Genomic DNA, 25049 nt, shown 5'->3' with positions numbered 1-25049 from the left:
GAGCACCCGGCCGGCGACGTCCAGCAGCGGACCGGCCACGGACCGGACCGCGACCGCGAGACCGCCGACGACGAGGGCCGCGACCAGCAACCAGACCAGGACGAGCACGGCGACACCGACCGGTCCCCGACGGGTCCGGTGGGCCCCGCGTCGGGCGAGCAGGTGGGGCGAGCGCCCGCGACGAGCGCTCAGGGCTGCACGCCGAGACGGCGGGCCGAACGGGCGCGCTGACGGCTGGTGCGCATCCGGCGCAGCCGCTTGACCAGCATCGGGTCGTGGGCGAGGGCGGCCGGGGAGTCGATGAGGGCGTTGAGCAGCTGGTAGTAGCGCGTGGGCGAGAGGTCGAAGAGCTCGCGGACGGCCTGTTCCTTGGCGCCGGCGTACTTCCACCACTGCCGCTCGAAGGCCAGGATCTCGGCGTCGCGGCGACTCAGCCCGTCGGGCAGCCCCCCGGGCTGCTCCTCGAGGGACGGGACGTCTCGCTCGATGCGCGCCGATGCGTCGTTCCGCTCCACGTCATGACCCCTCTCACCGCGGCCTCCGGAACCGGGGGCCGGGCAGGAGTCTAAGAGGGCATCACACCCGTGTCGTTCACCTCGGCGGGCGCGTCCGGGCTCGGTACCGTCCCGTGCGTGACTCCCGCCGCAGCGCCCCCACCCGCCCCTTGCTTCCCGCGCACGGACGACGATCCGGCCGGACTCGGCCTCGACGACCTCGACCCGGGCTGGGCCCGCGCCCTGGCGGGGGTGCGCGACGACCTGGTGCGGCTCTCCACCGCGCTGGCCGCCGAACCCGCGCCGTGGCTGCCCGCCCCCGAGAACGTGCTGCGGGCGTTCCGGCAGCCCTTCGACGGCGTCCGGGTGCTCCTGGTCGGGCAGGACCCCTACCCCACCCCCGGACACCCGATCGGGCTGAGCTTCGCCGTCGAGCCGGACGTCCGGCCCCTGCCGCGCAGCCTGGTCAACATCCACAAGGAACTCCTCACCGACACCGGCGTGCAGGCGCCCGGGCACGGCGACCTCTCCTCCTGGTCGCGGGCCGGGGTCCTGTTGCTGAACCGGGTGCTGACGGTGCGCGCGGGCGAGTCCGGGTCGCACCGCAAGCTCGGCTGGCAGGCCGTCACCGACGCGGCCGTCCGGGCCCTGGCCGCGCGGGGCGGACCGCTCGTGGCCCTGCTCTGGGGTCGCGACGCGCAGACGGTCGCTCCCCTGCTGGGCGGGGTGCCGGTCGTCACCGGGGTGCACCCCAGCCCGTTGTCGGCCTCGCGGGGGTTCTTCGGTTCCGCTCCGTTCAGCCGCGTCGACGAACTCCTGCGGGCCGAGGGGGGCGACGGGATCGACTGGCGGCTGACCTGAACCCCGGGGCGTGCGGCAGGATCGCGGCATGACCGCGACGTTGCACAGCACCCCCTTCGGCCGGACGCGACGCGGGGAACCCGTCGAGCGGTGGGAACTGCGCCTGCCCTCCGGGGCGAGCGCCGCCGTCCTGACCCGCGGCGCGACCCTGCAGCAGGTCCGCGTCCCCGACGCCTCCGGCCGGATCGGCGACGTCGTCGTCGCCCTGCCCGACGTCGCGGCCTACGAGGCCGCCGACGGCTACCCCGGTGCCGTCGTCGGACGCGTCGCGAACCGCATCGCCGGCGGACGCTTCCGGGTGGACGGGGTGTCCTTCGCGGTCCCCGTCAACGACGGCACGAACGCTCTGCACGGGGGTTCCGAGGGTTTCGACCAGCGCGTCTGGACCGCCACCGAGGTCTCCGTGGACGGGGTTCCCGGGGTGCGGATGTCGTTGCGCAGCAACGACGGCGACATGGGTTTCCCGGGGGCGCTGGACGCCTGCGTCACCTACTCCCTGCGGGAGGAGGGCGGTTCGGTGTCGTTGCGCCTGGACTACGTCGCGACCGCGGACGCCGCCACCCCGGTGAACCTCACGAACCACGCCTACTTCGCCCTCGACGGCGCGGGCCCGGTCGAGGACCACGTCGTGCGGCTGTCCGCGTCGCGCTACCTGCCGATCGACGCGAACCTCGTCCCGACCGGTGAACTCGCCCCCGTCGAGGGCACCCCGTTCGACTTCTCCACCCCGACCCGCATCGGCGAGCACCTCCGCGATGCGGACGAGCAGCTCCTCACCGCCGGCGGCTACGACCACTGCATGGTGCTGGACGGCCCCGGTTCCCTGCGGCCGGTGGCCACCGTCTCCGGCCCGCGCAGCGGACGTTCGCTCGAGGTCCGCACCGACCTGCCGGGCCTGCAGTTCTACACGGGGAACTTCCTGACCGGCGCGTGGCGGACGATCGAGGGCCGGCCCGTGCGGCAGGGCGACGCCCTCTGCCTGGAGACGCAGTTGCTGCCCGACGCGGTGAACCAGCCGCTGCTCGGGGATTCCGTGCTGCGCCCGGGTGCGGAGTTCACGACGACCACGGAGTACTCCTTCTCCGTGTGAGCACCGCCGTCGCGGACCGGTGGCCCCCTAGAACGAGGCCAGCAGGTCCGCCACCGCCGGTCGTTCGTCGTCGACGAGCGCCAGCAGCACGAGGCGCAGCGGGTCCAGCCCCCGCAACGGCACGAAGGCGATGTCGTCGGAGCGGTGGCCGGCGGCGACGACCTCCGCGGTGATGGCCATCGCCCGTCCGGAGGCGACGAGGGCGAGCATCTCCTCGACGTTCTGGGCGGGCGGACCCACGACCCGGGGGACCGCGCCGGAGGGGCGGGGCTCGACGAGCCACACCTCCCGGTCGTAGCCCGCGTCGACGATGGGCTCGTCGTCGAGGTCGGCGATGTCGATCGAGGTCTCGCCGGCCAGCCGGTGCCCGGCCGCGAACACCGCCACCCGCTGGGTGTCGGCGACGTGCACCGCGCGCACCCGCGCGTCCAGCACCTCGTCCGGGCCGGCGTTGAGGAAGACCACGTCGACCCGGCCGTCGGCGAGGCTCGCGACCTCCTGCCCCCAGGGGACGTGGCGCAGCACGACGTCGAGGTCCGGGCTCTCCTGGGAGGCCTGCACCAGCCGGGTCGAGACCCAGCGCGGGGTCGAGGTGCCGATGCCGACGGCCAGCCGTTCGCGTTCGCCCTCCTCCGCGATGCGCCGCGCGCGCACCAGCGCCCGGTCCAGGAGTTCGGTGATCCGCGTCGCGTCGGCGACCAGCGCCTGCCCGGCGGGAGTCAGCGCGGACCCCTCGCGGGCCACGCCCCGCGCGTCGCGGAGCACCAGCCGGCCCCCGACGAGCTGCTCCGTGCGCGCGATCGCCTGACTCAGCGCGGGCTGGGAGACCTGCAGCGAGACAGCCGCTTCGGTGAAGCTGCGCTCCCGGGACACGGCGAGCAGGTAGCGCAACGAGCGCACGTCGAGCTCGCCGCCGCTGCGTCCTGCACCACGCTGATCCACGGGATGGATGCTCTCAGAAGGAACGCTTGTGCGACACGTGGCACGTTCGCGCCTACGTTGAGCAGGGTGCGTTCCCTGACCGCCCTGCCCAAGGTGCACGTGCACGCCCACCTCGACGGGTCCTACCCGCGCGAGGCCGTGCTGGCCCTCGCCCGCCGCCGTGGCGTCCCGCTCGAGCTGCCCGTGCGGGGCGGTCCCGCCGCCACCGGGGAGGGCTGGTCCGACGTCTGGGCGTTCTTCGAGGCCTACGGCCGGGTGCCCGCCCTGGTGGCGGACCTCGACGACCTGGCCGGCCTGTGCCGCGCGCTCGTCGCCCAGGAGGCGGCCGAGGGCGTGGTCTACCTCGAACCCGCGATCGAACCCCAGCTCTACGCCCCCCGGCTCGGGAGCCTGCGCGAGGTGACCCGGGTCGTCGTCGACGCCCTCGGCGAGGCCGGACGGGAGCACAGCGTCGAGGTCGGCTCGATCCTGACGCTGAACACCGACCAGGACGAGCCGATCGCCGCCGAGCTCGCCGCGGTCGCCGCCGAGTTCGCCGGCCGCGGGGTGACCGCGTTCGGGACGGCCGGGTTCGAGGAACCCTCGGGCCTGCAGCGCTTCACCGGGGCGGCCGCGACGGCCCGGGCAGCGGGCCTGCCGGTCGTCGCGCACGCCGGGCAGACGGGCGGCTGGGAGTGCGTCGCGGAGGCGATCGACGTCCTGGGCGCCACCCGCATCTCCCACGGCGTCCGCTCGGTCGAGAACCCGGCCTTCGTGCGCCGCCTCGCCGACGAGGGCATCGTGCTCGACGTCGCCCCCGTCTCCAACGTGGCGCTCGGCATCGTCCCCACGCTCGCCGCGCACCCCGCCCCGCTCCTGCACGCCGCGGGCGTGGGGATCACCCTCAACGCCGACGACCAGCTCTGGTTCGGTCGTGGCGTCAGCCACCAGTACGCCGTGGCGCGCGAGGTGTGGAAGCTGAGCGACACCGACCTCGCGGCCCTGGCCGGGCACGGTCTGCGGATCGAGGGCATGAGCCCGGCGACCCGGCACCGCCTCGGCGCGGGTCTCCTCGACTGGCTGGAGCGCAGCCCGGCGGGCGTCCCCGCGTGAGGGAACCGCACCACCTGTTGCTGAGCGCCTTCGAGATCAACGGCCCCAACCTCACCAGCCAGGGGTTGTGGGCCCACCCCGAGCAGCACACCGACCGCTACCTCGACCTCGCGCACTGGACGTCGCTGGCCCGGCTCCTCGAGGACGGGGGTTTCGACCTGCTGTTCCTGGCCGACTCCCCCGGCTACCCCGTGCTCGAGGGCCGCACCCCGGCCGTGACCTTCGAGCAGGGGGTCGAGATGCCGACCAACGACCCCCTGCTGCTGGTCCCGGCGATGGCCGCGGTGACGAGCCGGCTCGGGTTCGCGGTGACGTCCTCGACGAGTCTGGAGGGCCCCTACCCGAACGCCCGGCGGTTCGCGACGCTGGACCACCTCACCCGCGGGCGCATCGGCTGGAACGTCGTGACGACGTCGGCGGGGGTGGTCAGCGCGCTGCACGGACGCGAACCGCTGCCCCGCCACGACGAGCGCTACGACATCGCCGACGAGCACCTCGACCTCAGCTACCGGTTGTTCGAGGGCAGCTGGGAGGACGCCGCCGTCCTGCACGACAAGGCGACGCGGCGCTACGCCGACGCGCGTCGCGTCCACGAGGTCCACCACCACGGCCGCTACTTCCACTGCGACGGCTACTTCAAGGTCGAGCCCTCCCCGCAGCGCACCCCCGTCCTCTTCCAGGCCGGCGCCAGCGAACGCGGTCGGGAGTTCGCGGCCACCCACGCCGAGGTGGTGTTCCTGCAGGGCCGCGACGCCGGGACGCTGCGCCGCCAGGTCCTCGACCTGCACGCCCGGGCCGCCCGGCACGGACGCGGCCCGGGGTCGCTGCGCACCCTCGTCGGACTCACGGTCGTGCTGGGGCGCGACCGGGACCACGCCCGCTCCCGCCTCGAGGAGTACCTGTCCTGGGTCGACCCGGAGGCCGCCCGCGCCTACTACGCCTCGATGACCGGCGTCGACCTCGCTGCCCTGGACCCCCGCGGGAACTTCTCCGACGTCCGCACCGAGGGCGGGCGGACCCAGGTGGAGCGCTACCGGGACGAGACGGTGGCCCACGCGCGCGCCGACTTCCTGCGTTTCGGGATGCGGGAGTTCGTGTTCACTGGCACGGCGGGCGACGTGGCCGACGCCATGGAGGCGCTGGTGCGGGAGACGGGGATCGACGGGTTCAACCTCACCCCGTTCGTCGTACCGGGCTCCTACGCGGAGTTCTGCGAGCAGGTCGTCCCCGAACTGCGCCGGCGGGGCACGCTGGCGCCACCACCCGGTCGCGACGCCCCAGGCCGTACGCTGCGGGAGGTGGTCTTCGGTCCGGGCCGCACGAGGCTGCCCGCCGACCACCCCGCGGCCCGGTACCGCCATCCTCCCGAGGAGTCGACGTGAGCGAGATCCCCGCCACCCCCGAGACGAGGGTGGGCGGTGTCGACGTCGAACTGAACGGCATCAACACCGTCGCCGAGTCCGAACGCCACGGCAGGCCACGCGACCTGTTCTGGCCGTGGTTCGCCGCCAACGTGTCCGTCCTGGGAGTCAGCTACGGCTCGTTCGTCCTGGGTTTCGGGATCTCGTTCTGGCAGGCCACGGCCGTCTCGATCGCCGGGGTGTTCCTGTCCTACGTGATCGTCGGCCTCGTCGCGATCGCCGGGAAGCGCGGTTCGGCGCCCACGATGACGTTGTCCCGCGCGGCCTTCGGGGTCGACGGGAACCGCCTGCCCTCGTTGGTGTCCTGGTTGCTGACGCTGGGCTGGGAGACGTCGCTGGCGGCCGTCGCCGTGCTCGCGACGGCGACCGTGCTGGACCGTCTCGGAGCCGGTGGGGGCACGGGCACGAAACTCGTCGCCCTCGTGATCGTCGTCGGGCTGATCGTGCTCGGCGGAACCCTCGGGTTCAGGGTCATCATGCGGATGCAGCGCTGGATCACGGTCGTCACCGCGGTGCTGACGGTCCTCTACATCGTCTTCGCGGCCGACTCCATCGACCTGGACGCGGTGAACGCCCTCCCGGCCGGGAACGCCGCGGCGGTCGTCGGGGCGTTCATCCTCGTGATGACGGGTTTCGGTCTCGGGTGGGCCAACGCGGCGGCGGACTACTCCCGCTACCTCCCGCGCGAGGCCTCCAGCGGCGGGGTCGTGTTCTGGACGACGCTGGGTTCCTCGCTCGGCCCGGGCGTGCTCCTCGTCTTCGGCGCGCTCGTCGCCGGGTCGTCGAAGGACCTCAGCGGCCGGATCGCGGCGGACCCCGTGGGGGCGCTCACGGACATCCTGCCGACGTGGTTCCTCGTCCCGTTCGTCGTCGTCGCCGTGCTGGGCCTCATCGGGGGTGCGGTGATGGACATCTACTCCTCGGGGCTGGCCCTGCTGAACGTCGGCCTGCGGGTTCCGCGCCCGGTGGCGGTGCTGATCGACGGCTGCCTGATGCTCGCCGGATCGATCTACATCGCGTTCTTCTCCAAGGACTTCCTCACCCCGTTCCAGGGGTTCCTCATCACCCTGGGTGTCCCGATCGCGGCGTGGGCGGGGATCTTCCTGGCCGACCTTTCGCTGCGCAAGGGCGACTACGCGGAAGCAGAACTCCTCGACTCGCGCGGACGCTACGGCTCGGTGCGCCCGCTCGCGGTGGTCACCATGGTGGTCGCCACCGTCCTCGGCTGGGGACTCGTCACCAACACCGGGGCCAGCTGGCTGACCTGGCAGGGCTACCTGCTCGGGCCGATCGGCGGCAAGGAGGGGGGCTGGGCCTACGCGAACCTGGGCGTCCTGTTCGCCTTCGTGCTCGGCTTCGTCGCCGTCTTCGTCGGCGGGCGCCGGGCCGTCGCCCTCCAGGAGGAACGTGCCTGACCCTCGCCGGGAGGATCGTTGACTCCACGGTCCCGCGGAGTGGGACCGTGGAGGCAACGATCCCCCTCCCGGCGGGGCTCAGCCGCGCTGGACGGAGACCTTGGGCGGGGTCTGCAGGGTCTGGGCGATGACGCAGTAGCGCTCGGCCAGCGAGATCATCTTGGCCTCGGTCGCCTCGTCGGCGTCGGAGGTGAACGTGAAGGTCAGGGTGACGTCGGTGATGCCGACGGGCACCTCGCGCGAGACGCCGAGCGTGCCGCGGGCGTCCCAGTGCGCCTCGGCGGTCACCGACGCGTTGCGCAGCTCCACGCCCATGGCGGTGGCCACGCTGCGCAGGGTCACGCCGGCGCAGGCCGCGACGGCCTCGCAGAGCATGTCGGCGGAGCACGCCTCGGTCCCGTCGCCCCCGGCGGCGGGGTGCAGCCCGGCGCGGGTGGTGCCCGCGAACCCGTCGACCGACACGCCGATGGACTGCCCGTCCAGCACCGCCACGGCCTTCGCGGGGACCAGCGCCTGGGCCGGGTCCTCGCGGTAGGCGTCCTTCAACGGCTTCTGCAGGGCCCTCAGTTCGGTCGAATCCACCGGGCGAGCTTAGGCCCCCGTGGGGCCGGCCCCGCAACACCCGCGAAGATGCTGCCGTGAAGTGGACCACTGCCGTCAGCAAGCTCGCCGACGTCGCCCAGGGGTGCGAGCACGCGAACTCGTTGCCCACCGAGCTGAACCTCTTCCGCGCCGAGGAGGCGTGGGTCTTCGGCGCCCTGCTCGGCCCGCAGCAGGACAGCGAGGACCCGACGTTCGTCCGGGTCGCCGTCGTCGTCGACCTCCCCGAGGACGAGTGCGCGCTCTTCAGCCGACCGCAGGCCGGTGAGTTCTGGCTCAACGCGTCCGGACTGGGGAAGAGCCCCGTCCAGGTCCTCTTCCGGTCCGCGCAGGCCCCGGTGTGGAACCACCTGGTCGAACGGCCGGTGCGGTTCTGGGCCCGGGAGGAGGGCCTGGACCACGAGGCGCTCCTGCAGCTGCGCAACGGCGACGGCGAGGCGCTGCGCCCCGAGGCGCCCACGGACGGGGAACTGCGCGAACGCCTCGACCGCGACCTGCGCGCGAGCCTCGAGGCACTGCGCCGCACGGCCACCGACTACGACGGGAAGCGTTGGGCCCGGGCCAACCACAAGAAGCTCGGCGACGCGCTGGCGGACGCCGCCCTGGGCCTGCTGAGCCTGCAGGACGCCCGCGACGCTCTGGGCGCGAACGGTCTGGACGCGTGAGCGACGAGAAGCTGACGTACCGGCTGCTGACCGGCCCCGACGACCGTTCCTTCTGCGAGAAGGTCACGGCGGCCCTGGCCGAGGGCTACGTCCTGTACGGCAGCCCGTCGGTGACGACGACGGACGGGCGCACCGTCGCCGCGCAGGCCGTCGTCCTCCCCCACGTCCTGACCCGACCCGGTGACGGCGGGGCGGCGTGACCGAACGCCTGCGCTGAGACGCGGGCAGTCCTACGGTCGGCTGAACACCGGCGCGGGGGCGATTTGACGGGTTCGACGACGGGAACCTACGGTTCCCCCACGGTCATGAGTGACAGCGACAAGCCCTGGCTCGCTGTCCGGCAACCCTCCCCCGCGGCGGGGTGCCCCAGGTGAAGACCAGGCCGGACGACCCCGTCCGGCAAGCGCGGAACAACGGACGCCGTCGATCACGGCGTGCTGCGAGCCGCGCGCCCGCCGTTCGACCACCGGAGTGCCACCGTGTCCAGCCCCGCCCCCGCCCTGCCCGACAAGCCGAAGCGCCGCGGCCTCCTCATCGGGATCGTCGCGGCCGTCGTCGTCGTGGTCGTGGTGATCGTCGCCGTCGTCCTCGGGACCCGCAAGGACGACACCGCGACGACCACCGCCGCCGGTTCCGCCCCGGCCCAGACCGTGAAGATCGGCGTGGCCGACAAGTCGCTGGACTACTGGACGACGTACGTGGACCTGGCGAAGTCGAAGCTGAACGTGACCGTCGACCTGGTCAACTTCTCCGACTACAGCCTGCCGAACCCGGCGCTGTCGCAGGGCGAGATCGACCTGAACCAGTTCCAGCACATCCAGTACCTGGCGAACTACGACGTCACCGCCGACGACGACATCCAGCCCATCGGTGGCACCGCCATCTACCCGCTGCCGCTGTACTCGACCACGGCGAAGAGCCCGTCCGAGCTCCCCGAGGGCGCGAAGGTCGCCATCCCGAACGACGACATCAACCAGGCACGCGGCCTGCTGGTGCTGCAATCGGCGGGTCTGCTGACCCTCAAGGACGGGGGCAACGCCTTCTCCTCGATCGAGGACATCGAGACCAAGAAGGTCGACGTGACCGCCATCGACGCCTCGCAGACCGCGAACGCGCTGCAGAGCGGTTCCGTCGCCGCCGCGATCGTCAACGTGAACTACGCGACCAGCGCCAAGCTGCCGGAGACCGACGTCATCGCCAAGGACGACCCGTCCGACCCCTCGGCCGCGCCCTACGTCAACATCTTCGCCGCGCGGGCCAAGGACAAGGACAACGAGACCTACCTGAAGCTGGCGGCCCTCTTCCAGGACCCGGCCGTGCAGACGGTGTTCTCCAAGGACTACCCGAACGCGGTCGTCTCCGACCGCAGCGCCGCGGACCTGCAGGCCGACCTCGCCACCGTCGAGGCCGACGCGAAGGCCGCGAAGGGCAAGTGAGCGCCCTCGTCACGCTGGAGAACGTCTCCAAGCGCTTCGACCGCCGCGACGGCCAGTCCGTCGCGGCGGTCGACGACGTCTCCCTCGACGTCGAGGAGGGAGAGGTCCTCGCCGTCATCGGCTACTCCGGCGCCGGCAAGTCCACGCTCGTCCGCCTCGTCAACGCCCTCGAGCTGCCGACCTCCGGCAGCGTCAGGGTCGGGGGGCAGGACCTGACGAAGCTGTCGGAGGGCGAGCTGCGCACGGCCCGGTCGAAGATCGGGATGATCTTCCAGCAGTTCAACCTGTTCCGCTCGCGGACGGTCGCCGGGAACGTCGCCTACCCGCTGCGGGTCGCGAAGGTCCCCGCGAAGCAGCGCGACGCCCGCACCGCGGAACTCCTGGACTTCGTCGGTCTCCTCGACCGGGCGCACGCCTACCCTGAACAACTCTCGGGTGGGCAGAAGCAACGCGTCGGCATCGCCCGCGCGCTGGCCACGAACCCCCCGCTGCTGCTGGCCGACGAGGCCACCAGCGCGCTGGATCCCGAGACCACGACCGAGGTCCTGTCGCTGCTGCGGCGGGTGAACACCGAACTCGGGGTGACGATCATCGTCATCACCCACGAGATGGACGCCGTGCGCCAGATCGCCGACCGCGTCGCGGTCATGGAAGAGGGGCGGATCGTCGAGGTCGGCGAGGTCTACGACGTGTTCTCGAACCCGCAGACCGCCGCGGCCCAGCGCTTCGTGCGCAGCGCCACCCACGACCGGCCCCCGGCCGAGACCCTGGCCCGGCTGCGCACCCACCACCCCGGCCGGCTCGTGAGCGTCCGCATCACCGACGAACCCGGTCTGCAGCAGCGCATCGACTCGGTGTTCCGGAGCACCGGCGCGACCGCGGAACTGGTCTTCGGCGGTGTCTCGGAGATCCGCGAACGCCGGACCGGCTCACTGACCTACGAACTCAGCGGCCCCGACGTGGACGGCACGCTCCGTGCGCTCGCCGCCGACGGCGTGCACGCCGAAGAGGAGGTCTGATGGCCGGGAAGGGCTTCTTCGACGGTTTCCTCGACAGCGTCGACGTCTTCCGCGAGTCGATCTGGCAGACGTTGTTCATGACCGGCATCTCGCTGGTCGTCGCCGGCGTCCTCGGGCTCGCGTTGGGCATCGCTCTCTACGCGACCAGGCCGGGCAACCTGTTCGGCAGCCGGTGGGTGTTCGGGATCATCGGGTTCGTCGTGAACCTGGTGCGCCCGATCCCGTTCGTCATCTTCCTGGCCGCCATCAGTCCGCTGCAGCGGGTCGTGGTCGGGACGACGATCGGGACCACGGCGGTCACGTTCGCGATCTCCCTCGCGGCCGCCTTCGCCGTGGCACGCATCGTGGAGCAGAGCCTCGTCAACGTCGACCCGGGGGTCGTCGAGGCGGCACGCGCCGTCGGGGCGGGACGGGTCTCGATCCTGCTGAAGGTCGTCGTCCCGGAGGGCCTCGGGCCGTTGGTGCTCGGGTACACGTTCATCTTCATCGGCATCGTCGACATGTCAGCACAGGCCAGCCTCGTCGGCGGCGGCGGTCTCGGCGAGTACGCCATCACCTACGGCTCGCAGCGCTACGACAACGGCATCATCGTGGTCAGCGTCGTCGCCATCGTGGTCATCGTCCAGGTGGGTCAGCTCGTCGGGAACCGGATCGCCCGCGGCGTCATGCGCCGCTAGTCCCCGGTTCCCCCGGACCCCCCGTCGTGATCGCGACGGGGGTTCCGCCGTTCAGGGGCAGATGACGTCGTAGACGTCGGTGTGCATCTTGAACCGTTCGTAGCTCTGGTGGTCGGTGACCTCGCCGTCGGAGTTCAACCGGAACGTCCCGGACCCGGCGTCGATCTCGACGACCTTCCCGGTCGCGGTGACGACGTCCTGCCGCTCGACGTGGACCCCGCTGCGCAGCCCGGCAGCGAAGCCCAGGCGGGCGAGGGGGCCGGTGGACTCGGAGACGACGACGTCGGCCAGCCCGTCGTGCGGGTCGGCGCCGGGAACCAGGGGGGCGCCGCCGCCGATGGTGCCGCCGATGCCGATGCCGACCATCAGGACGGGACGCTCCCCCGGCGACACGGTGGTGCCGTCGACGTCGACGCGCAGCCGGAACCCCTTGCCCGCGCTGACCCCCGCCCAGGCCGCACCGACCGGGTAGGCGCCGGCCCGGAGGAAGCGCTTGAGCCGCTGCGCCTTGGCCGTCGCCGACGCCCCGATGCCCGCGTGGACGGTGTTGACGGTGATCCGGTCGTGGGAGTCGACGAGGAGCTCCAGCCCCTTCGGGCTCCCCTGGGCGACGACGCGGGCCGCGGCGACCGGGTCCAGCGGCAACCGCAGCGAGCGGGCCAGGTCGTTGCCGGTGCCGAGCGGGACGATGCCCAGCGGCCCCACCGAGCGGGTCGCTCCCGCGTTCCAGAGCAGTTGCAGCGCAGCGTGCAGGGAGCCGTCCCCGCCCAGCAGCACGACCCGGCGGCCGCCCGCCCCGAGCAGGGCGGCGCGCAGGTCGTCCAGGGAGCTCGTGCGGCGCAGCTCCACGTCACCGTGGCGGCGCAGCTCCTGCACGGCGGCGTCGACCGCGCCGGTCCGCGCCGATCCCGCCCCCGCGTTGACGACGGCCAGGTACTGGTTCCCACTCACGCCTGCCCAACGCACCAGGACGCCGACTCGTGCCGGACGCCCCGGACCTCACAGCGGACGCCAGGTCCCGTCCGCCTCGAGCACCTCGCCGACCCCGTCCCACCGGTAGACGGGGCGACCGCCGCTGACCACGTGCACGGCGCGCGACATCACATCGAGCGGGTCCCCGGACCAGACGGCGACGTCGCCGTCGAGACCGGGGGCCAGCGACCCGACGCGGTCGTCGATCCCCAGGATCACGGCCGGGTTGAGGGTCAGGGCTCGCAGCGCCTCGTCGGGGTCGAGGCCCTCCTTGACGGCCAGGGTCGCGGAGAGGGCGAGGAACTGGATGGGGACGACGGGGTGGTCGGTGGTCAGCGCGATCCGCAGCCCCGCGCCGGCGAGGATCCCCGGCACGCTCAGCGAGCGGTGGCGCAGTTCGGGCTTCGAGCGCGAGGTGAGCAGCGGACCGACGACGGCCGGCAGCCCCTTCTCGACGAGCAGGTCGAGGACGCGGTGGCCTTCGGTGACGTGGTTCAGGACGAGCCGGTAGCCGAACTCCTCGGCGAGGCGGACCGCGGTCGCGATGTCGTCGGCGCGGTGGGCGTGCTGCTGCCAGACGAGTTCGCCGGCGAGGACCCGGGCGAGGACCTCGGCGTCGCGGTCCCGGTCGGTGGGCGGGTCGAGGGGTTCACCCTTCTCGGCAGCGCGCGTCCGCTGGGCGCTGAACCGTTGCGCCGCCGCGAAGGCGTCGCGCAGGGCGGCCGCGATCCCCATGCGGGTCGAGGGGCCTCCGGAGTTCTTCCGGGGGTTCTCGCCGAGCGCGCTCTTCACCCCGATCGGCGCGCGCAGCAGCATCTGCTCGACCGTGGCCCCCCAGGTCTTCAGGGCTCCGGTCTGTCCCCCGACCACGTTGGCGGAACCCGGCAGGACGGCCACGGTGGTGACCCCTGCGCTCAGGGCGTCGGCGAAACCCTGGTCACGGGGGTCGACCCCGTCCCAGGACCGCAGCCGGGCGCCGCGGGGTTCACCCTTCTCGTTGACGTCGGCCCCGTGCCAGCCCTCCCCCTCGGCGTGGACGCCGAGGTGGGTGTGCGGGTCGACGAAGCCGGGCAGGACGAACCGGCCGGTCGCGTCGAGCACGGGGACGTCCGCGGGGACGGGCACGTGGGCGCCGACGGCGACGATCCGGCCGTCGCGGACGAGCACCGTGCCGGGTTCGCGCTCGCCGTGCCAGTCCGGGGTCAGCCGCAGCAGCGTCCCTCCCACGACGGCGACGTCTCGGGAGACCTGTTCACGGTGCGGTGCGGGCATCCGGCCACTCTCGCAGCCGTCAGGACGGGAGGGAACTCCTGGTCTCCGGGACGTCCACCGCGGCCGCCGGGGCGCCCTGACGGAGGCGGGCCTGGTGAGCGGTCGTGAAGCGACGTTCCACGAGGCGGTGGAACCCGTAGCTGACGGCCAGGGCGAGCGGCAGGACGACCAGCAGCATCACGGCGAACCGGGCGCCCACCCCCCAGGGGCGGTCGAGGGTCAGCAGGTTCCCGAGGCCGAGCAGCGGACTGTGCAGGAGGTAGAGGCTGTAGGACCAGAAGCCGATCCAGACCAGCGGGCGCCACTGCAGGACGGCGTGCACGGGGGTCCGGGTCCCGGCCACGGACTGCTGCGCCAGGGCCAGCAGGACCAGGGCCACCGCCGCACCGACGACGACCTCGGTGAACCACAGGTCGCGCAGACCGTGCCCGGGGACGAGCAGGAAGAGGACCGCGACCACGACGACCGCCACCACCGCGAGCAGCCCTGCGCGGGGAAGCGCACGGGCCCGGGCGACGTAGCGGGCGGCGACGAGGCCGAAGGCGAAGTCCGCGACGAACCAGAAGTGCGCGCCGTCGAAGCGCGGGAACAGGACGTGGATCCCCCAGCCCGCCGCGACCGCCAGCAGGACCATCGCGACCGCCCCGAACCTGCGCCACACGGGCAAGAGCACGAGGGGCATCACCAGGTACAGCTGCCACTCGGTCGCGACCGACCACATCGGGCCGTCGATCTGCCACTTCCAGTCGCCGCCGAGGTTGTGCAGCATGAGCAGGTGCGAGACGACACCCGTCGCGGTCACGGGAACCTTGCTGTCCCAGGCGGTTCCGGAGACCTGGCGCAGTGGCGGGACGAGGGCGATCAGCAGCAGGAAGAACGCGAGGGCCGCGTAGTAGGGCGGCAGGATCCGCCGCGCGCGGCGCTTCAGGAACGTCGCCCACCCCCGGGTCAACGCGGGGCGGTCCGGGGCGAGCGGGAGTCCGAGGACGAAACCCGACAGGACGATGAACACGGTCACGGCGTACTGGCCGTAGCGCAGGGGCTCGAAGACCGCGGGCAACGCCTCGTGGTCCTGCGACGTCCCGGTGAAGAGGTAGGTGTGGTGGACGGCGACGAACAACGCCGCGAGGCCGCGCAACCCGTCGAGGAAGGCGAACTCCAGCCGGGGACGTCGGGACGGGACGTGCGTTCCGGTCATGACGACCTTCCCTGGTCGGGGTGTGGAGCGGGGCCGGGAGGCGTCAGGGTCGTGGTGCCGCGCTGGGAACTCCGGAGGCGGAGCGGGACAGGTCGAGGGCGCGGGCGCTCGAGCGGGCGTGGTGACGTCGGCGCGCCCGGACGACGGGCCGCTCGAGCAGGAACCAGCTGGCGGTCGCGACGCCGAGGCTCACCGCGGTGGCGCCTACCGTCACGAGGAGCGTGGGGCGGTCCGCGAACACCGCCTCGGCCCAGACGACGATCGCGTAGTTCCAGAGGTAGACCGCGTAGGAGATCGTACCGAGGCCGAGGAGCAGTCGTCCGGGGACGCCGCGGACGGTGTCGACGCGGACGGTGTCGACGCGGAGTGCCGCGAGGACGAGGACGACGGCGGCCACGGCGATGACCGGGCCACCGAGGAGGTAGGTCAGGGGGTTCCCCTTGAGTTCGGGCCCGACGCAGAGCAGGGCGAGCACGACGACGGCGCCCGCGAGCGCGGGGCGGCCTCCGAGCAGTGCGGTCAGCCGGTCCCGGCCGAGCGCGCGGGCGAACCCGCCGATCGCGAGCGCGACGAACCAGGAGGTGGGCAGCGAGTAGGCGGCGACGGTGTCGTGACCGACGACGACGACGGTGAGCACCGCGGCGAGCCAGCACAGGAGGACCGCGATCCCCAGGGTGCGGCGGAGGTGACGACCCCGGAGGGCCAGCACGATCAGGAGGGGCCAGACCAGGTAGAACTGCTCCTCCACCGAGAGCGTCCAGAGGTGGGTGGAGGCACTGCCCACCCACACCCCCAGGGGGAGGTCCGCGACGTAGGTCAGGGCCACCGGGACCGCGTAGCGCCAGGTCGGCCCCTGCTCGAGCGGGTCCGCGAGGACGCCGACCAGCGCGAGCACCACCACGAAGGCGATGAGGGCGGGGTAGAGGCGGAACACGCGGTTGAGGTAGAAGCGGCGGAAGTCGACGCGCCCGGTGCGTTCCACCTCACCCAGCAGGATCCCGGAGATCAGCCAGCCGGAGAGGGCGAAGAAGATCGTCACGCCGACGATGCCGGCGCCGCCGAAGACGTCCGGGGCGGCGTGGCGGAGGACGACGAGGCCGATGGCCACACCTCGCAGCACCGTCAGCCCGTCGATGCGGGCCGGGTGGGCGGTCGGGGAAGGCGGTCGGGCATCGCTCAAGGGTCGACCTCCGGCGGTGGTGGCCACGAACCGGCGCACGACGGGGTTCCCGCGGCGCGTCCGGACGGGTCGTGGCGGAGAAGGGCGTGGGCGTCCGCGTCCACCTCGGGGACGCGCACGGGCATCCTTCTAGGATTCACTCTGCGCAGTCAAGGGTTACCCCACGTCGTCATCAGGGGAGGACTGCGGGCGGCGGGGAGGAGACAGTGACGCGGAGTGAACGAGGGCCGGCAGCACGGCTGCACCCCGCAGCAGGTCCGTCCAGGCCGGCCGCGACGGGCCCGGGGCGGGCACCACCACAGGCGGAGGCCGCTCGTCACCGGCAGACCGGGTACAGGCGCTCCTGCGTCGGAGGGGGACCGCCGAACGCCGCCCCGCGGGTCAGGGGCTGGAGATCCCGTGCGTGGACCCGCGCAGGACGCGGTCGACCACCGCTGACAGTTCGGGAACGTCCACGACGAGGTCGGCATCGACGTCCGGGAAGCGCAACGGCCACGGCAGGCGAGGTTCGGTGCCGACCACCATGTGGTGGCCCACCTCCGCTGCCGCCGCGAGTTTGACGAACGTCGGGTAGAGAAGACCGCGCGGGGTCAACTCCACGACCGTCGCCCCGGGACGGCAGAACACCAGGTTCGTCAGCCCGGCGCCGTGAACGCCGACCACGAGGTCCGCCCCCGAGAACAGCGAAGCCTCCTCGGCCACGGTCATCCCCCCGGGGTCGACGACCTCGAAGCCCCGCCGGGTGAGCGCGTCCACGACCTCGGGTGCGTTGAGCAGGACCCGGCGGCGTTCTCCCTCCCGTTGGAGCAGCAGCCGCCGACCGCCGGCGCCGGGGGGGACGTGGGCGACGGCGGCACGGACCTGCTCGACCGTCGAGGGCGGGACCCACCGGTTGCGTCCGGGCACGCTCGCCACGAGGAGACGCTCGACGTCGAAGACCTGCCCGCGGGTCTCGACGCCCATCCGGCGTTCCTCCGGGATGCCGAGGAGGTCGAGCCACTGCCTGATGTACCCCGGAGCGCCACTGGGGATCAGCCACCGGTCGGCCTCCTCCCCCCGCTCGGCGAGGAGGTCGAGGATGCGCACGATCCGGGGGACGACCTGCACCGTCCAGTGGTAGTAGTTCGGCAACCACGGCTGCAGGAGGGAGACAGTGGTTCCCGGCAGCCGAACGGTGGACTCCTGGCGCCACAGCGGTCTCAGGGAACGGGCGGAGAAACCCTCTTCCTGCCAGATGTCCTCGACCAGGTGCCCACGGTGGAAGACCCAACCCTCACGTCCCTGGAGAGTTGCCTGGGGCAATTCCAGCGTGAACTGTTCGGGAACGGAGGAGACGTCGCGCTGGCGGAGGGCCGACCGGTCCTGGGGGTCCAGGTGGCCCGGCACCGACAACCTCACGTGACGGGAGGTTTCCGTGACGCGGTAGCGGGCTCCGAACGTCGTCAGGGCGGAGGCCGGGACGGTCCGGGCGGTCATCCCGCGGACCTCCCGCGCGAACTGCTCCACGGTCCAGAGGCGGTACCGCGCAGCGCTCGCCGCGAGGTACCGCCGGCCGATGTGTCCACCCACCGAGGAAGGTTGACACCTCAACCGCCGTTTGACCAGCGGATCGGGAAAAGGCCCCGGATCAGCAGGCGGGGGCGACCTTGATCAGGTTGCCGGTGTCGACCCACCGGTCCTGCGTGAACGTCACACCCGGGACCGCGATGGCCGCGCCGTAGCGGTTGCCGTGCCCGTAGGCGTTGCCCTGGAACACCACGTTCCGGACGTTGGCCGAGCAGGACACGTTGACCGAGTAGGAGCCGCCGTTGAAGAAGTTGCCCTCGAAGAGGGCGTTCTCCAAGCGCTGGAGACCGGTCTCGGTGCCGAGCTGGACCGCGGAGTTCAGGAAGTCGTCCGACCCGGCCTGGCGCGGGTCGAGCGTGTTGTGCCTGACCACGATGCCGGAACCCGAGGTCGACTGCACGGCGTCGGTGTGGACGCCGTCGTGACGCACGAGGCCGTGGACGTAGCTGTCGCTGATCGAGACGTTGTCCCCGAGCCGCGGACCGTCCTGGGTGCCGCGGATCTCGACCCGGCGCAGGGTGTACCCGCCCCAGCCGATCGCGACCTGCGCGCTGCCGTCGGAGACGATCTCGGAGTCCTCCATGACGAACCCGGGGGCGTCGGTGAGGCTGACGGCGCGCAGCGTCTCGTCGGTGCAGGTGATGCGGGAGTTCCGGACGGTGACGTCGGGGACGTGGACGGAGAGGCATCCCTGGACGTCGAGACCGTCGAGCACCGCGCCCGGGGTCCACACGTCGAGTGCGGTCGAGGGGGTCAGCGTGACGCCGTCCGGCACCCCGGTGGTGGCCGCCGTCGGGAAACCCGCGGGGATGGTGTTCGTGACGATGGGGACGGCGCGCAGGTACTTGGTGACCGACTGCACCATGTACTTGCCGCTGTACAACTTCGCGACGACCTTGACCGAACCGTAGAGACCCGTGAGGTCGACCTCGCCGTCACCGGTGTAGTAGTTCCCGGCGAGCCCGACGCCGCCGATCGAACCGTCCTGGACGACGTCGTTGACGTAGTAGGTCCCGCGGTCGAACTTCACGCCGGTCAGCGTCGAGATGTCGACGGTGGTGGCGGGGACGTTCGCGCTGTTGACCGAGGTTCCCTCGTAGGTCATGTAGGGGTTCACGACGGCCTGCGCGGGGACGGCGGCGGAAACCCCGCCGACCACGAGGGCGGCCGCCGCGGCGACCCCGGAGAGCACACGGGCGACACGGGCGACACGGGAGTGGTTGCGGACGGAGTCGTGGGGCTGGGGAGTTGCGAGGGCGCGTGGGGGGGTCACGGGAGCCTCCAGGTATCGAGAACGGGTGTGTCCTCAATGCTTCGGTCGGCCCCGGTGTCAACTAAGTCGTCCACTCCGGTGCGGCGATCGGGTGAACGGCGGTGACACTACTCTCCGTGGTCAGTTCGGGGTCGTCGGAGTCCCTGCCCGGCGCTGCAGGGTGACCGCGTCGTACAACTCACGCCCGGAAACTCCGTGGCGACCGGCGGTGACCTTCACGGCGTCCTTCATCCGGTACCCGGACCGCACGAGTTCCGACACCTCCTCCACCAGTTCGCCCACCTCGGGAACCCGTTGCGGGCCGGTGGAACCCGCGACCACCAGGCACACCTCACCGCGGACCTCGCCCTGGGCCCAGACCGCGAGTTCGGCCAGCGTCCCGCGCACGACCTCCTCGTAGGTCTTGGTCAGTTCCCGGCACACCGCGGCCGGACGGTCCGCCCCGAACGCCTCGGCCATCGCGGCGAGCGTGGCCCCGGTGCGGTGCGGGGACTCGAAGAAGAGCAGGGTCCGCGGGTCCTGGGCGAGCTCGGCGAAGACCCGCGCCCGCTCCCCCGGCTTGCGCGGGGCGAAGCCCTCGAAGGCGAACCGGTCGCTGGGCAGACCCGACACCGCGAGGGCCGTCAGCACGGCCGACGGTCCCGGGACGACCGTCACCGGGAGTCCCGCGTCCACGCACCCGCGCACCAGCCGGTAGCCCGGGTCGGACACCGAGGGCATGCCGGCGTCGGTCACCAGCGCGACGACCGAGCCCTGGCGCACGGCGTCGACGAGCTCCGGGGTCCGCTCGGTCTCGTTGTGCTCGTGGTAGCTCAGGATGCGACCGCGCGGGGTGATCTCCAGCGCCCCGGCCAGGCGGTGCAGCCGGCGGGTGTCCTCCGCGGCGATCACGTCGGCGGTCTCCAGCAGGTCGACCAGCCGCCGGGTCGCGTCCCCGGCGTTGCCGATCGGGGTCCCCGCGAGCACCAGTCGTCCCGTACCGCTGTCCCCGCTCACGGCACCATCGTGCCGCACTGTCGGCCTGCCATCGTGCCGCACGGTCGGGCCGCCATCGTGCCGTCCCCGCAGGCGCTGACCTGCGTGCCTACGATGGATCGGTGATCGCGAAGCAGCAGGCAGGTCCCGCGTGAGCGCGGTGGACACCGTCGCCACGCCCCGCACACCGGGTCCGGGTGATGCCCGCGAACGGCTGCTGGGAACCTCCTCGGAGATCACCGGGGAGTCCTGGCGTCGGGCCTGGCTGCCGCTGCTGCTGGTCACCGCGATCGGCGGCTTCCTCCGCTTCTTCCAGCTCGGCCGCCCCCACCAGCTCGTCTTCGACGAGACGTACTACGTGAAGCAGGCGTACTCGCTGCTGCTGCACGGGGTGGAGCTGCGCAACGACTCGAGCATCGCGAAGCCGGACGAGCTCTTCACCCACGGCGCCCCGAACGTCTTCGGCACCGAGGGCGACTTCGTCGTCCACCCGCCGGTCGGGAAGTGGATGATCGCGTTCGGGGAGTGGCTGTTCGGCATCGACTCCTCCTTCGGCTGGCGCTTCTCCGCGGCGCTCATCGGGACGCTGTCGATCCTGCTGATCGGCCGGATCGCACGGCGCATGTTCCGCTCCACGCTGCTCGGGGTCACGGCCTCCGTCCTGCTGGCCGTGGACGGTGAGCACTTCGTCGAGAGCCGCACCAGCCTCCTCGACGTCTTCCTCATGTGGTGGGTGCTCGTCGCCTTCGCCCTGCTGCTGATCGACCGGGACCACGCGCGCGAGCGCCTCGCCCGGGCCGTCGCCGTGCACGGGGTGGACGGGCTCGGCCCGCGGATCGGCTTCCGCGGCTGGCGGCTGGCCGCCGGGATGAGCCTGGGGCTCTCCTGCGGGGTGAAGTGGTCGGGCGTCTACGTGCTCGCGGTCTTCGGGGTCATGACCGTCTTCTGGGACGCCGGCGCCCGGCGGGCCGTGGGGGTGCGGCCCTGGTTGCCCGCCGCGCTCTGGCGGGACGGGATCGGCGCGTTCGTCCTGATGGTCCCGATCGCGGTCGCCACCTACCTGGCCTCGTGGGTGGGCTGGTTCCGCAGCGACGCCGGCTGGGACCGGCAGTGGGGCGAGGTGCACCCCTCCCGGGGGGCCGGCGGGATCGTCCCGGACGCCCTGCGGAGCCTGTGGCACTACCACCAGCAGGCCTACGCCTTCCACGTCGGCCTCGACTCCCCCCACCCCTACTCCGCCAACCCGTGGTCGTGGCTCGTGCAGGGACGCCCGACGTCCTTCTTCTACGAGGCCAAGACGTCGGGCGTGGAGGGCTGCTCGGTCGACAACTGCTCGAAGGCCATCACCTCGCTGGGCAACCCCGTGATCTGGTGGGCGGGGCTCCTCGCACTGCTCGTCCTCCTCTTCTGCTGGTTCTTCCGCCGCGACTGGCGGGCGGGGGCGATCCTCGCGGGGTACGCCGGCGCCTACCTGCCGTGGTTCCAGTACCAGCACCGGACGATCTTCACGTTCTACGCCGTCGTCTTCGTCCCGTTCGTGGTGCTGGCGGTGGTCCACGTGCTGGGCCTGGTCCTCGGCCCCGACCCCAGCACCGCCGTGCTGCGCCGCGGCGTCGCCATCGAGGCGGCGTTGTGGCGGCGGCGCGGGGGCGCCGCGGTGGCGGGTGCGGTCGTGGTGCTCGCCGTCGCCTGCTTCGCCTTCTTCTGGCCGGTCTACACGGCGCAGGTCATCCCCTACGAGTCCTGGAGCCGGCGGATGTGGCTGCCGAGCTGGATCTGACCGGCCGCTTCGCCGAACGGTTGCGGCAGGGCACCTGACCTGCGCTTCTCGAGGATCCGATCACGATCAGGCAACGACGATCGGCTCTTCGAGTGCGCGTGGTACGGCGGAAGTGTGACGATCGCCTCCTAGCGGTCACGCTCAGCACTCGCTAGGGTGCGGTTCGTCACAGGTTCGCCCGTCCGGGCGACCGCGATCCCGAGGACGCCCATGACTGCACTTCTCGTAGCCAATGACGGCGGACACCTGGCTCAGCTCAAGTCGCTCGCCAAGCGGCTGCCCATCGCTGACGCCTTCCGCTGGGTCACGGTCCCCACCCCGCAGTCCCTGTCCCTCCTGGAGGGCGAGGACGTGCTGTGGGTGAAACCCGGGCCGACCCGCGACCTGCGGGCCGCGCTGCACAACGCGGTCCTCGCCTCGTCGCTGTTCCGCCGCGGACGCATCTCCGCCGTCGTCAGCACCGGCTCCAGCCTCGCCGTCTCCGTCCTGCCGCAGGCCCGCCTGCACGGGACGAAGACCTACTACATCGAGAGCGCGACCCGCACCCACGGACCGAGCCTCAGCGGCCGGCTCCTGGCCAGGATCCCGGGCGTCGAGCTCTACACCCAGAACGCCTCCTGGGCCTCCAAGAAGTGGAAGTACGCCGGCTCGGTCTTCGACGGCTGGGAGCCGGAGCAGCTGCCGGAACGCCGCAAGGTGTCCAAGGTCGTGGTCTCCCTCGGGACCTCCCGGACCTACGGCTTCCGCCGTCTCGTCGAGAGCATCGCCCCGCTCCTGCAGGACCTGGGAGCCGAGGTCCTCTGGCAGACCGGGACCACCGACACCACCGGCCTGCCGGTGCTCGACCCCCGTCCCGCGGTTCCCGCCCAGGAACTGTCGGCGGCGATGCGCGAGGCCGACCTGGTCATCGCCCACGCCGGTACGGGTGTCGCCCTGGAGGCCCTCGGGGCCGGGAAGCTGCCGGTCCTCATCCCGCGGCGGGCCGAGTTCTCCGAGCACATCGACGACCACCAGGAACAGATCGCCGACATGCTCAAGCACCGCGGCCTCGCCGTCGTGCGCGAGGCCGACGCGGTCACCCCGGAAGACCTGGTGCTGGCCGCCAGCAGTGTCGTGAACCTCCGCGAGGACGCCCGGCCGCTGGCTCTCTGAGTTCCACGCGTGACGTCCGCGTCACCCGGAACCGACCCGGAGGTCGATGACCCGCGGGGGGAATCGACCTCCGGGTCTCCCCTCACTTCGCGGTGGAGACCTTCTCGAGCAGCGGGGCCCACCAGGCCTCGTGGTCGCGGTACCACTGGACCGTCTCGGCCAGACCCTCGTCGAAGGAGTGCTGAGGGGTGTAGCCGAGTTCGGCCGAGATCTTCGAGATGTCGACCGAGTAGCGGCGGTCGTGCCCCTTGCGGTCCTCGACCTCACGGACGCGTTCCCAGCCGGCCCCGAACGCCTCGAGGATCCGTTCGGTGAGTTCACGGTTGGTGAGTTCCGTCCCCCCGCCGATGTTGTAGACCTCTCCGGGACGACCTCCGTCGACGACGAGCTGGATCCCGCGGCAGTGGTCGTCGACGTGCAACCAGTCGCGGACGTTGAGGCCGTCGCCGTAGAGCGGAACCGTCCCGCCGCGCATCAGGTTCGTGATGAACAACGGCATGACCTTCTCGGGGAACTGGTACGGGCCGTAGTTGTTCGAGCAACGGGTGATGCAGGCCGGCAACCCGTGCGTGCGGTGGAACGACCGCACCAGCAGGTCGCTGGAGGCCTTCGAGGCCGAGTAGGGGCTGTTCGGTTCCAGCGGGTGGTCCTCGGGCCAGGAACCCTCGGGGATCGTGCCGTAGACCTCGTCGGTGGAGACGTGCACGAACTTGTCGACGTCGTGACGCACCGCGGCGTCCAGCAGGACCTGGGTCCCCACGACGTTCGTGTGGACGAAACCCGCTGCGCCGTCGATGGATCGGTCCACGTGGCTCTCGGCGGCGAAGTGCACGACGACGTCCGCGCGGGCCATCAGCGCGTCGACCGCGGCCGCGTCGGTGATGTCGGCCTCGACCAGTTCCAACCGGGGGTCACCGGCCACCGGGTCCAGGTTGCGCGGGTTGCCGGCGTAGGTCAGTTTGTCCAGGACGACGAGCGAGTCGATCCCCGTGGCCCCGTGCACCCCCGTCAGGGCGGACCGCACGTAGTGGCTGCCGATGAAACCTGCACCGCCGGTGACCAGAAGTCTCATGGACCGACATACTACGGTGTCATGCGCGGAATAATCCTCGCCGGTGGATCCGGCACGCGACTGCACCCCATCACCCGGGGGGTCAGCAAGCAGCTCGTCCCGGTCTACGACAAACCGATGATCTACTACCCGCTCTCGACGTTGATGCTGGCCGGGGTGCGGGACGTCCTGGTCATCACCACCCCGCACGACGCCGACGGGTTCCGGCGGTTGCTGGGCGACGGTTCGCAGTTCGGCGTGAACCTCCAGTACGCCGTCCAGCCCTCTCCCGACGGTCTCGCCCAGGCGTTCGTCATCGGGGACCAGTTCGTGGGTTCCGACACCGTCGGCCTGGTCCTGGGGGACAACATCTTCTACGGCCCCGGACTGGGCAACCAGCTCCGCCGCTTCGACGGCCTCACGGGCGGCGCGATCTTCGCGTACTGGGTGGGCGACCCCACCGCCTACGGCGTCGTGGAGTTCGACGACGCCGGGCAGGCGCTGTCGCTGGAGGAGAAGCCCACCGCCCCCAGGAGCAACTTCGCCGTCCCCGGGCTCTACTTCTACGACTCCGACGTCGTCGAGATCGCCAAGGCCCTGCGACCGTCCCCGCGCGGGGAACTCGAGATCACCGACGTGAACCGGACCTACCTCGAACGCGGTCAGCTCCAGGTCGAGGTGCTGCCACGCGGGACGGCCTGGCTGGACACCGGGACGTTCGACCAGATGCTGGCCGCCGGGAACTACGTCAGCACGCTGGAGGCCCGTCAGGGGCTCAAGATCGGCTGTCCCGAGGAGGTCGCCTGGCGCCACGGCTGGCTGGACGACGCCGAGCTCGAGGAACGCGCCCGCCCCATGGTCAAGAGCGGGTACGGCAGCTACCTGCTGGAACTGCTGGCCCGCGGCCGGCACGCCTGA

24 protein-coding genes and 1 riboswitch are annotated in these 25049 nt (G+C 72.0%); of the genes, 13 read left to right on the top strand and 11 right to left on the bottom strand.

Going from position 1 to position 25049, the window contains the following annotated elements:
• Nucleotides 1–188: 188 nt before the first annotated feature.
• Nucleotides 189–488 (bottom strand): DUF3263 domain-containing protein, encoded by a 300-nt coding sequence (locus OG218_RS21155; RefSeq protein WP_380261551.1) that lies wholly within the window; start codon nt 486–488, stop codon nt 189–191.
• Nucleotides 489–632: 144 nt separating this feature from the next.
• On the opposite strand from OG218_RS21155, the gene OG218_RS21150 reads away from it, so the two are divergent.
• Together OG218_RS21150 and OG218_RS21145 are read left to right on the top strand one after the other, a co-directional pair.
• Entirely contained in the window at nt 633–1355 is a 723-nt protein-coding gene (locus tag OG218_RS21150) for a uracil-DNA glycosylase (protein ID WP_328295194.1), read from the top strand.
• A gap of 28 nt (nt 1356–1383) precedes the next feature.
• Entirely contained in the window at nt 1384–2445 is a 1062-nt protein-coding gene (locus OG218_RS21145; protein WP_328295193.1) for an aldose epimerase family protein, read from the top strand.
• A 27-nt stretch (nt 2446–2472) separates the two neighbouring features.
• Here the strand turns inward: OG218_RS21145 and OG218_RS21140 are convergent, their stop codons facing one another.
• A complete protein-coding gene (locus OG218_RS21140; protein WP_328295192.1) occupies nt 2473–3387 on the bottom strand; it encodes a LysR family transcriptional regulator in 915 nt (304 codons plus the stop codon).
• Between the two features lie 66 nt (nt 3388–3453).
• Here OG218_RS21140 and add point away from each other — a divergent pair, with 66 nt between their 5' ends.
• From add to OG218_RS21125, 3 genes are read left to right on the top strand one after another with little or no spacing between them, the layout of a single operon-like run.
• Nucleotides 3454–4479 carry an adenosine deaminase gene (gene add / locus OG218_RS21135; protein WP_328295191.1) on the top strand — a complete coding sequence of 342 codons (1026 nt, stop codon included), beginning with the start codon at nt 3454–3456 and terminating at the stop codon, nt 4477–4479.
• Nucleotides 4476–5861, top strand: a complete 1386-nt coding sequence (locus OG218_RS21130) for an NtaA/DmoA family FMN-dependent monooxygenase (protein ID WP_328295190.1) — start codon at nt 4476–4478, stop codon at nt 5859–5861. The genes add and OG218_RS21130 overlap by 4 nt, the downstream gene beginning before the upstream one ends.
• A complete protein-coding gene (locus OG218_RS21125) occupies nt 5858–7315 on the top strand; it encodes a purine-cytosine permease family protein (RefSeq protein WP_328295189.1) in 1458 nt (485 codons plus the stop codon). The genes OG218_RS21130 and OG218_RS21125 overlap by 4 nt, the downstream gene beginning before the upstream one ends.
• A 78-nt stretch (nt 7316–7393) precedes the next feature.
• Here the strand turns inward: OG218_RS21125 and OG218_RS21120 are convergent, their stop codons facing one another.
• The gene (locus OG218_RS21120; protein ID WP_328295188.1) at nt 7394–7897 is read right to left on the bottom strand and encodes an OsmC family protein; all 504 of its coding nucleotides are present in this window, start codon (nt 7895–7897) and stop codon (nt 7394–7396) included.
• A 56-nt stretch (nt 7898–7953) separates the two neighbouring features.
• On the opposite strand from OG218_RS21120, the gene OG218_RS21115 reads away from it, so the two are divergent.
• From OG218_RS21115 to OG218_RS21095, 5 genes are all read left to right on the top strand, one after another.
• A complete protein-coding gene (locus OG218_RS21115; RefSeq protein WP_328295187.1) occupies nt 7954–8580 on the top strand; it encodes a DUF7711 family protein in 627 nt (208 codons plus the stop codon).
• Nucleotides 8577–8780: a DUF1737 domain-containing protein gene (locus tag OG218_RS21110; protein WP_328295186.1), complete on the top strand. Its 204-nt coding sequence runs from the start codon at nt 8577–8579 to the stop codon at nt 8778–8780. The genes OG218_RS21115 and OG218_RS21110 overlap by 4 nt, the downstream gene beginning before the upstream one ends.
• A gap of 101 nt (nt 8781–8881) precedes the next feature.
• A riboswitch (SAM riboswitch) is annotated at nt 8882–8992 on the top strand.
• 67 nt (nt 8993–9059) lie between these two features.
• A complete protein-coding gene (locus OG218_RS21105; protein WP_328295185.1) occupies nt 9060–10016 on the top strand; it encodes a MetQ/NlpA family ABC transporter substrate-binding protein in 957 nt (318 codons plus the stop codon).
• Nucleotides 10013–11035, top strand: coding sequence for a methionine ABC transporter ATP-binding protein (locus tag OG218_RS21100; protein ID WP_328295184.1), 1023 nt, complete (start codon nt 10013–10015; stop codon nt 11033–11035). The genes OG218_RS21105 and OG218_RS21100 overlap by 4 nt, the downstream gene beginning before the upstream one ends.
• Nucleotides 11035–11712, top strand: a complete 678-nt coding sequence (locus tag OG218_RS21095; protein WP_328295183.1) for a methionine ABC transporter permease — start codon at nt 11035–11037, stop codon at nt 11710–11712. The genes OG218_RS21100 and OG218_RS21095 overlap by 1 nt, the downstream gene beginning before the upstream one ends.
• 51 nt (nt 11713–11763) lie before the next feature.
• Here the strand turns inward: OG218_RS21095 and OG218_RS21090 are convergent, their stop codons facing one another.
• The 7 genes from OG218_RS21090 to rsmI all read right to left on the bottom strand — a co-directional run bounded on the left by OG218_RS21090 (nt 11764) and on the right by rsmI (nt 20169).
• Complete coding sequence (locus tag OG218_RS21090) at nt 11764–12663, bottom strand: diacylglycerol/lipid kinase family protein (protein WP_328295182.1); 900 nt, start codon at nt 12661–12663, stop codon at nt 11764–11766.
• Nucleotides 12664–12711: 48 nt separating this feature from the next.
• Nucleotides 12712–13956, bottom strand: a complete 1245-nt coding sequence (locus OG218_RS21085; RefSeq protein WP_328295181.1) for an amidohydrolase — start codon at nt 13954–13956, stop codon at nt 12712–12714.
• A 19-nt stretch (nt 13957–13975) separates the two neighbouring features.
• Nucleotides 13976–15154, bottom strand: a complete 1179-nt coding sequence (locus OG218_RS21080) for an acyltransferase family protein (RefSeq protein ID WP_328295180.1) — start codon at nt 15152–15154, stop codon at nt 13976–13978.
• Between the two features lie 43 nt (nt 15155–15197).
• On the bottom strand, nt 15198–16334 hold the full coding sequence (locus OG218_RS21075) for an acyltransferase family protein (RefSeq protein ID WP_328295179.1): 1137 nt from the start codon (nt 16332–16334) through the stop codon (nt 15198–15200).
• A gap of 381 nt (nt 16335–16715) precedes the next feature.
• Nucleotides 16716–17903: a glycosyltransferase family 61 protein gene (locus tag OG218_RS21070; RefSeq protein WP_328295178.1), complete on the bottom strand. Its 1188-nt coding sequence runs from the start codon at nt 17901–17903 to the stop codon at nt 16716–16718.
• A gap of 58 nt (nt 17904–17961) precedes the next feature.
• Nucleotides 17962–19173, bottom strand: a complete 1212-nt coding sequence (locus OG218_RS21065; protein ID WP_328295177.1) for a hypothetical protein — start codon at nt 19171–19173, stop codon at nt 17962–17964.
• Between the two features lie 120 nt (nt 19174–19293).
• Nucleotides 19294–20169, bottom strand: a complete 876-nt coding sequence (rsmI, locus tag OG218_RS21060) for a 16S rRNA (cytidine(1402)-2'-O)-methyltransferase (RefSeq protein WP_328295176.1) — start codon at nt 20167–20169, stop codon at nt 19294–19296.
• 130 nt (nt 20170–20299) lie between these two features.
• On the opposite strand from rsmI, the gene OG218_RS21055 reads away from it, so the two are divergent.
• Nucleotides 20300–21928 carry a dolichyl-phosphate-mannose--protein mannosyltransferase gene (locus OG218_RS21055; RefSeq protein WP_328295175.1) on the top strand — a complete coding sequence of 543 codons (1629 nt, stop codon included), beginning with the start codon at nt 20300–20302 and terminating at the stop codon, nt 21926–21928.
• 210 nt (nt 21929–22138) lie between these two features.
• Complete coding sequence (locus OG218_RS21050) at nt 22139–23080, top strand: glycosyltransferase (protein WP_328295174.1); 942 nt, start codon at nt 22139–22141, stop codon at nt 23078–23080.
• Nucleotides 23081–23162: 82 nt separating this feature from the next.
• On the opposite strand, the gene rfbB is transcribed toward OG218_RS21050, so the two are convergent.
• Nucleotides 23163–24152, bottom strand: a complete 990-nt coding sequence (rfbB, locus tag OG218_RS21045; RefSeq protein ID WP_328295173.1) for a dTDP-glucose 4,6-dehydratase — start codon at nt 24150–24152, stop codon at nt 23163–23165.
• Between the two features lie 21 nt (nt 24153–24173).
• Between rfbB and rfbA the strand changes: the two genes are divergently transcribed.
• Nucleotides 24174–25049, top strand: a complete 876-nt coding sequence (rfbA, locus tag OG218_RS21040; protein WP_328295172.1) for a glucose-1-phosphate thymidylyltransferase RfbA — start codon at nt 24174–24176, stop codon at nt 25047–25049.

It is taken from the genome of Kineococcus sp. NBC_00420 (genome assembly GCF_036021035.1).
In the GTDB taxonomy this organism is placed as follows: Bacteria; Actinomycetota; Actinomycetes; order Actinomycetales; family Kineococcaceae; genus Kineococcus.
The sequence above is the reverse complement of the archived record's forward strand: the minus strand, read 5'-3'. Positions and strand labels throughout refer to the sequence as shown.

Bases quoted from the DNA above. Each gene is read 5' to 3' on its own strand.
- OG218_RS21145 (WP_328295193.1), top strand. From the start codon at position 1,384: ATGACCGCGACGTTGCACAGCACCCCCTTCGGCCGGACGCGACGCGGG.
- OG218_RS21095 (WP_328295183.1), top strand. From the start codon at position 11,035: ATGGCCGGGAAGGGCTTCTTCGACGGTTTCCTCGACAGCGTCGACGTC.
- OG218_RS21085 (WP_328295181.1), bottom strand. From the start codon at position 13,956: ATGCCCGCACCGCACCGTGAACAGGTCTCCCGAGACGTCGCCGTCGTG.
- OG218_RS21080 (WP_328295180.1), bottom strand. From the start codon at position 15,154: ATGACCGGAACGCACGTCCCGTCCCGACGTCCCCGGCTGGAGTTCGCC.
- OG218_RS21050 (WP_328295174.1), top strand. From the start codon at position 22,139: ATGACTGCACTTCTCGTAGCCAATGACGGCGGACACCTGGCTCAGCTC.
- rfbB (WP_328295173.1), bottom strand. From the start codon at position 24,152: ATGAGACTTCTGGTCACCGGCGGTGCAGGTTTCATCGGCAGCCACTAC.
- rfbA (WP_328295172.1), top strand. From the start codon at position 24,174: ATGCGCGGAATAATCCTCGCCGGTGGATCCGGCACGCGACTGCACCCC.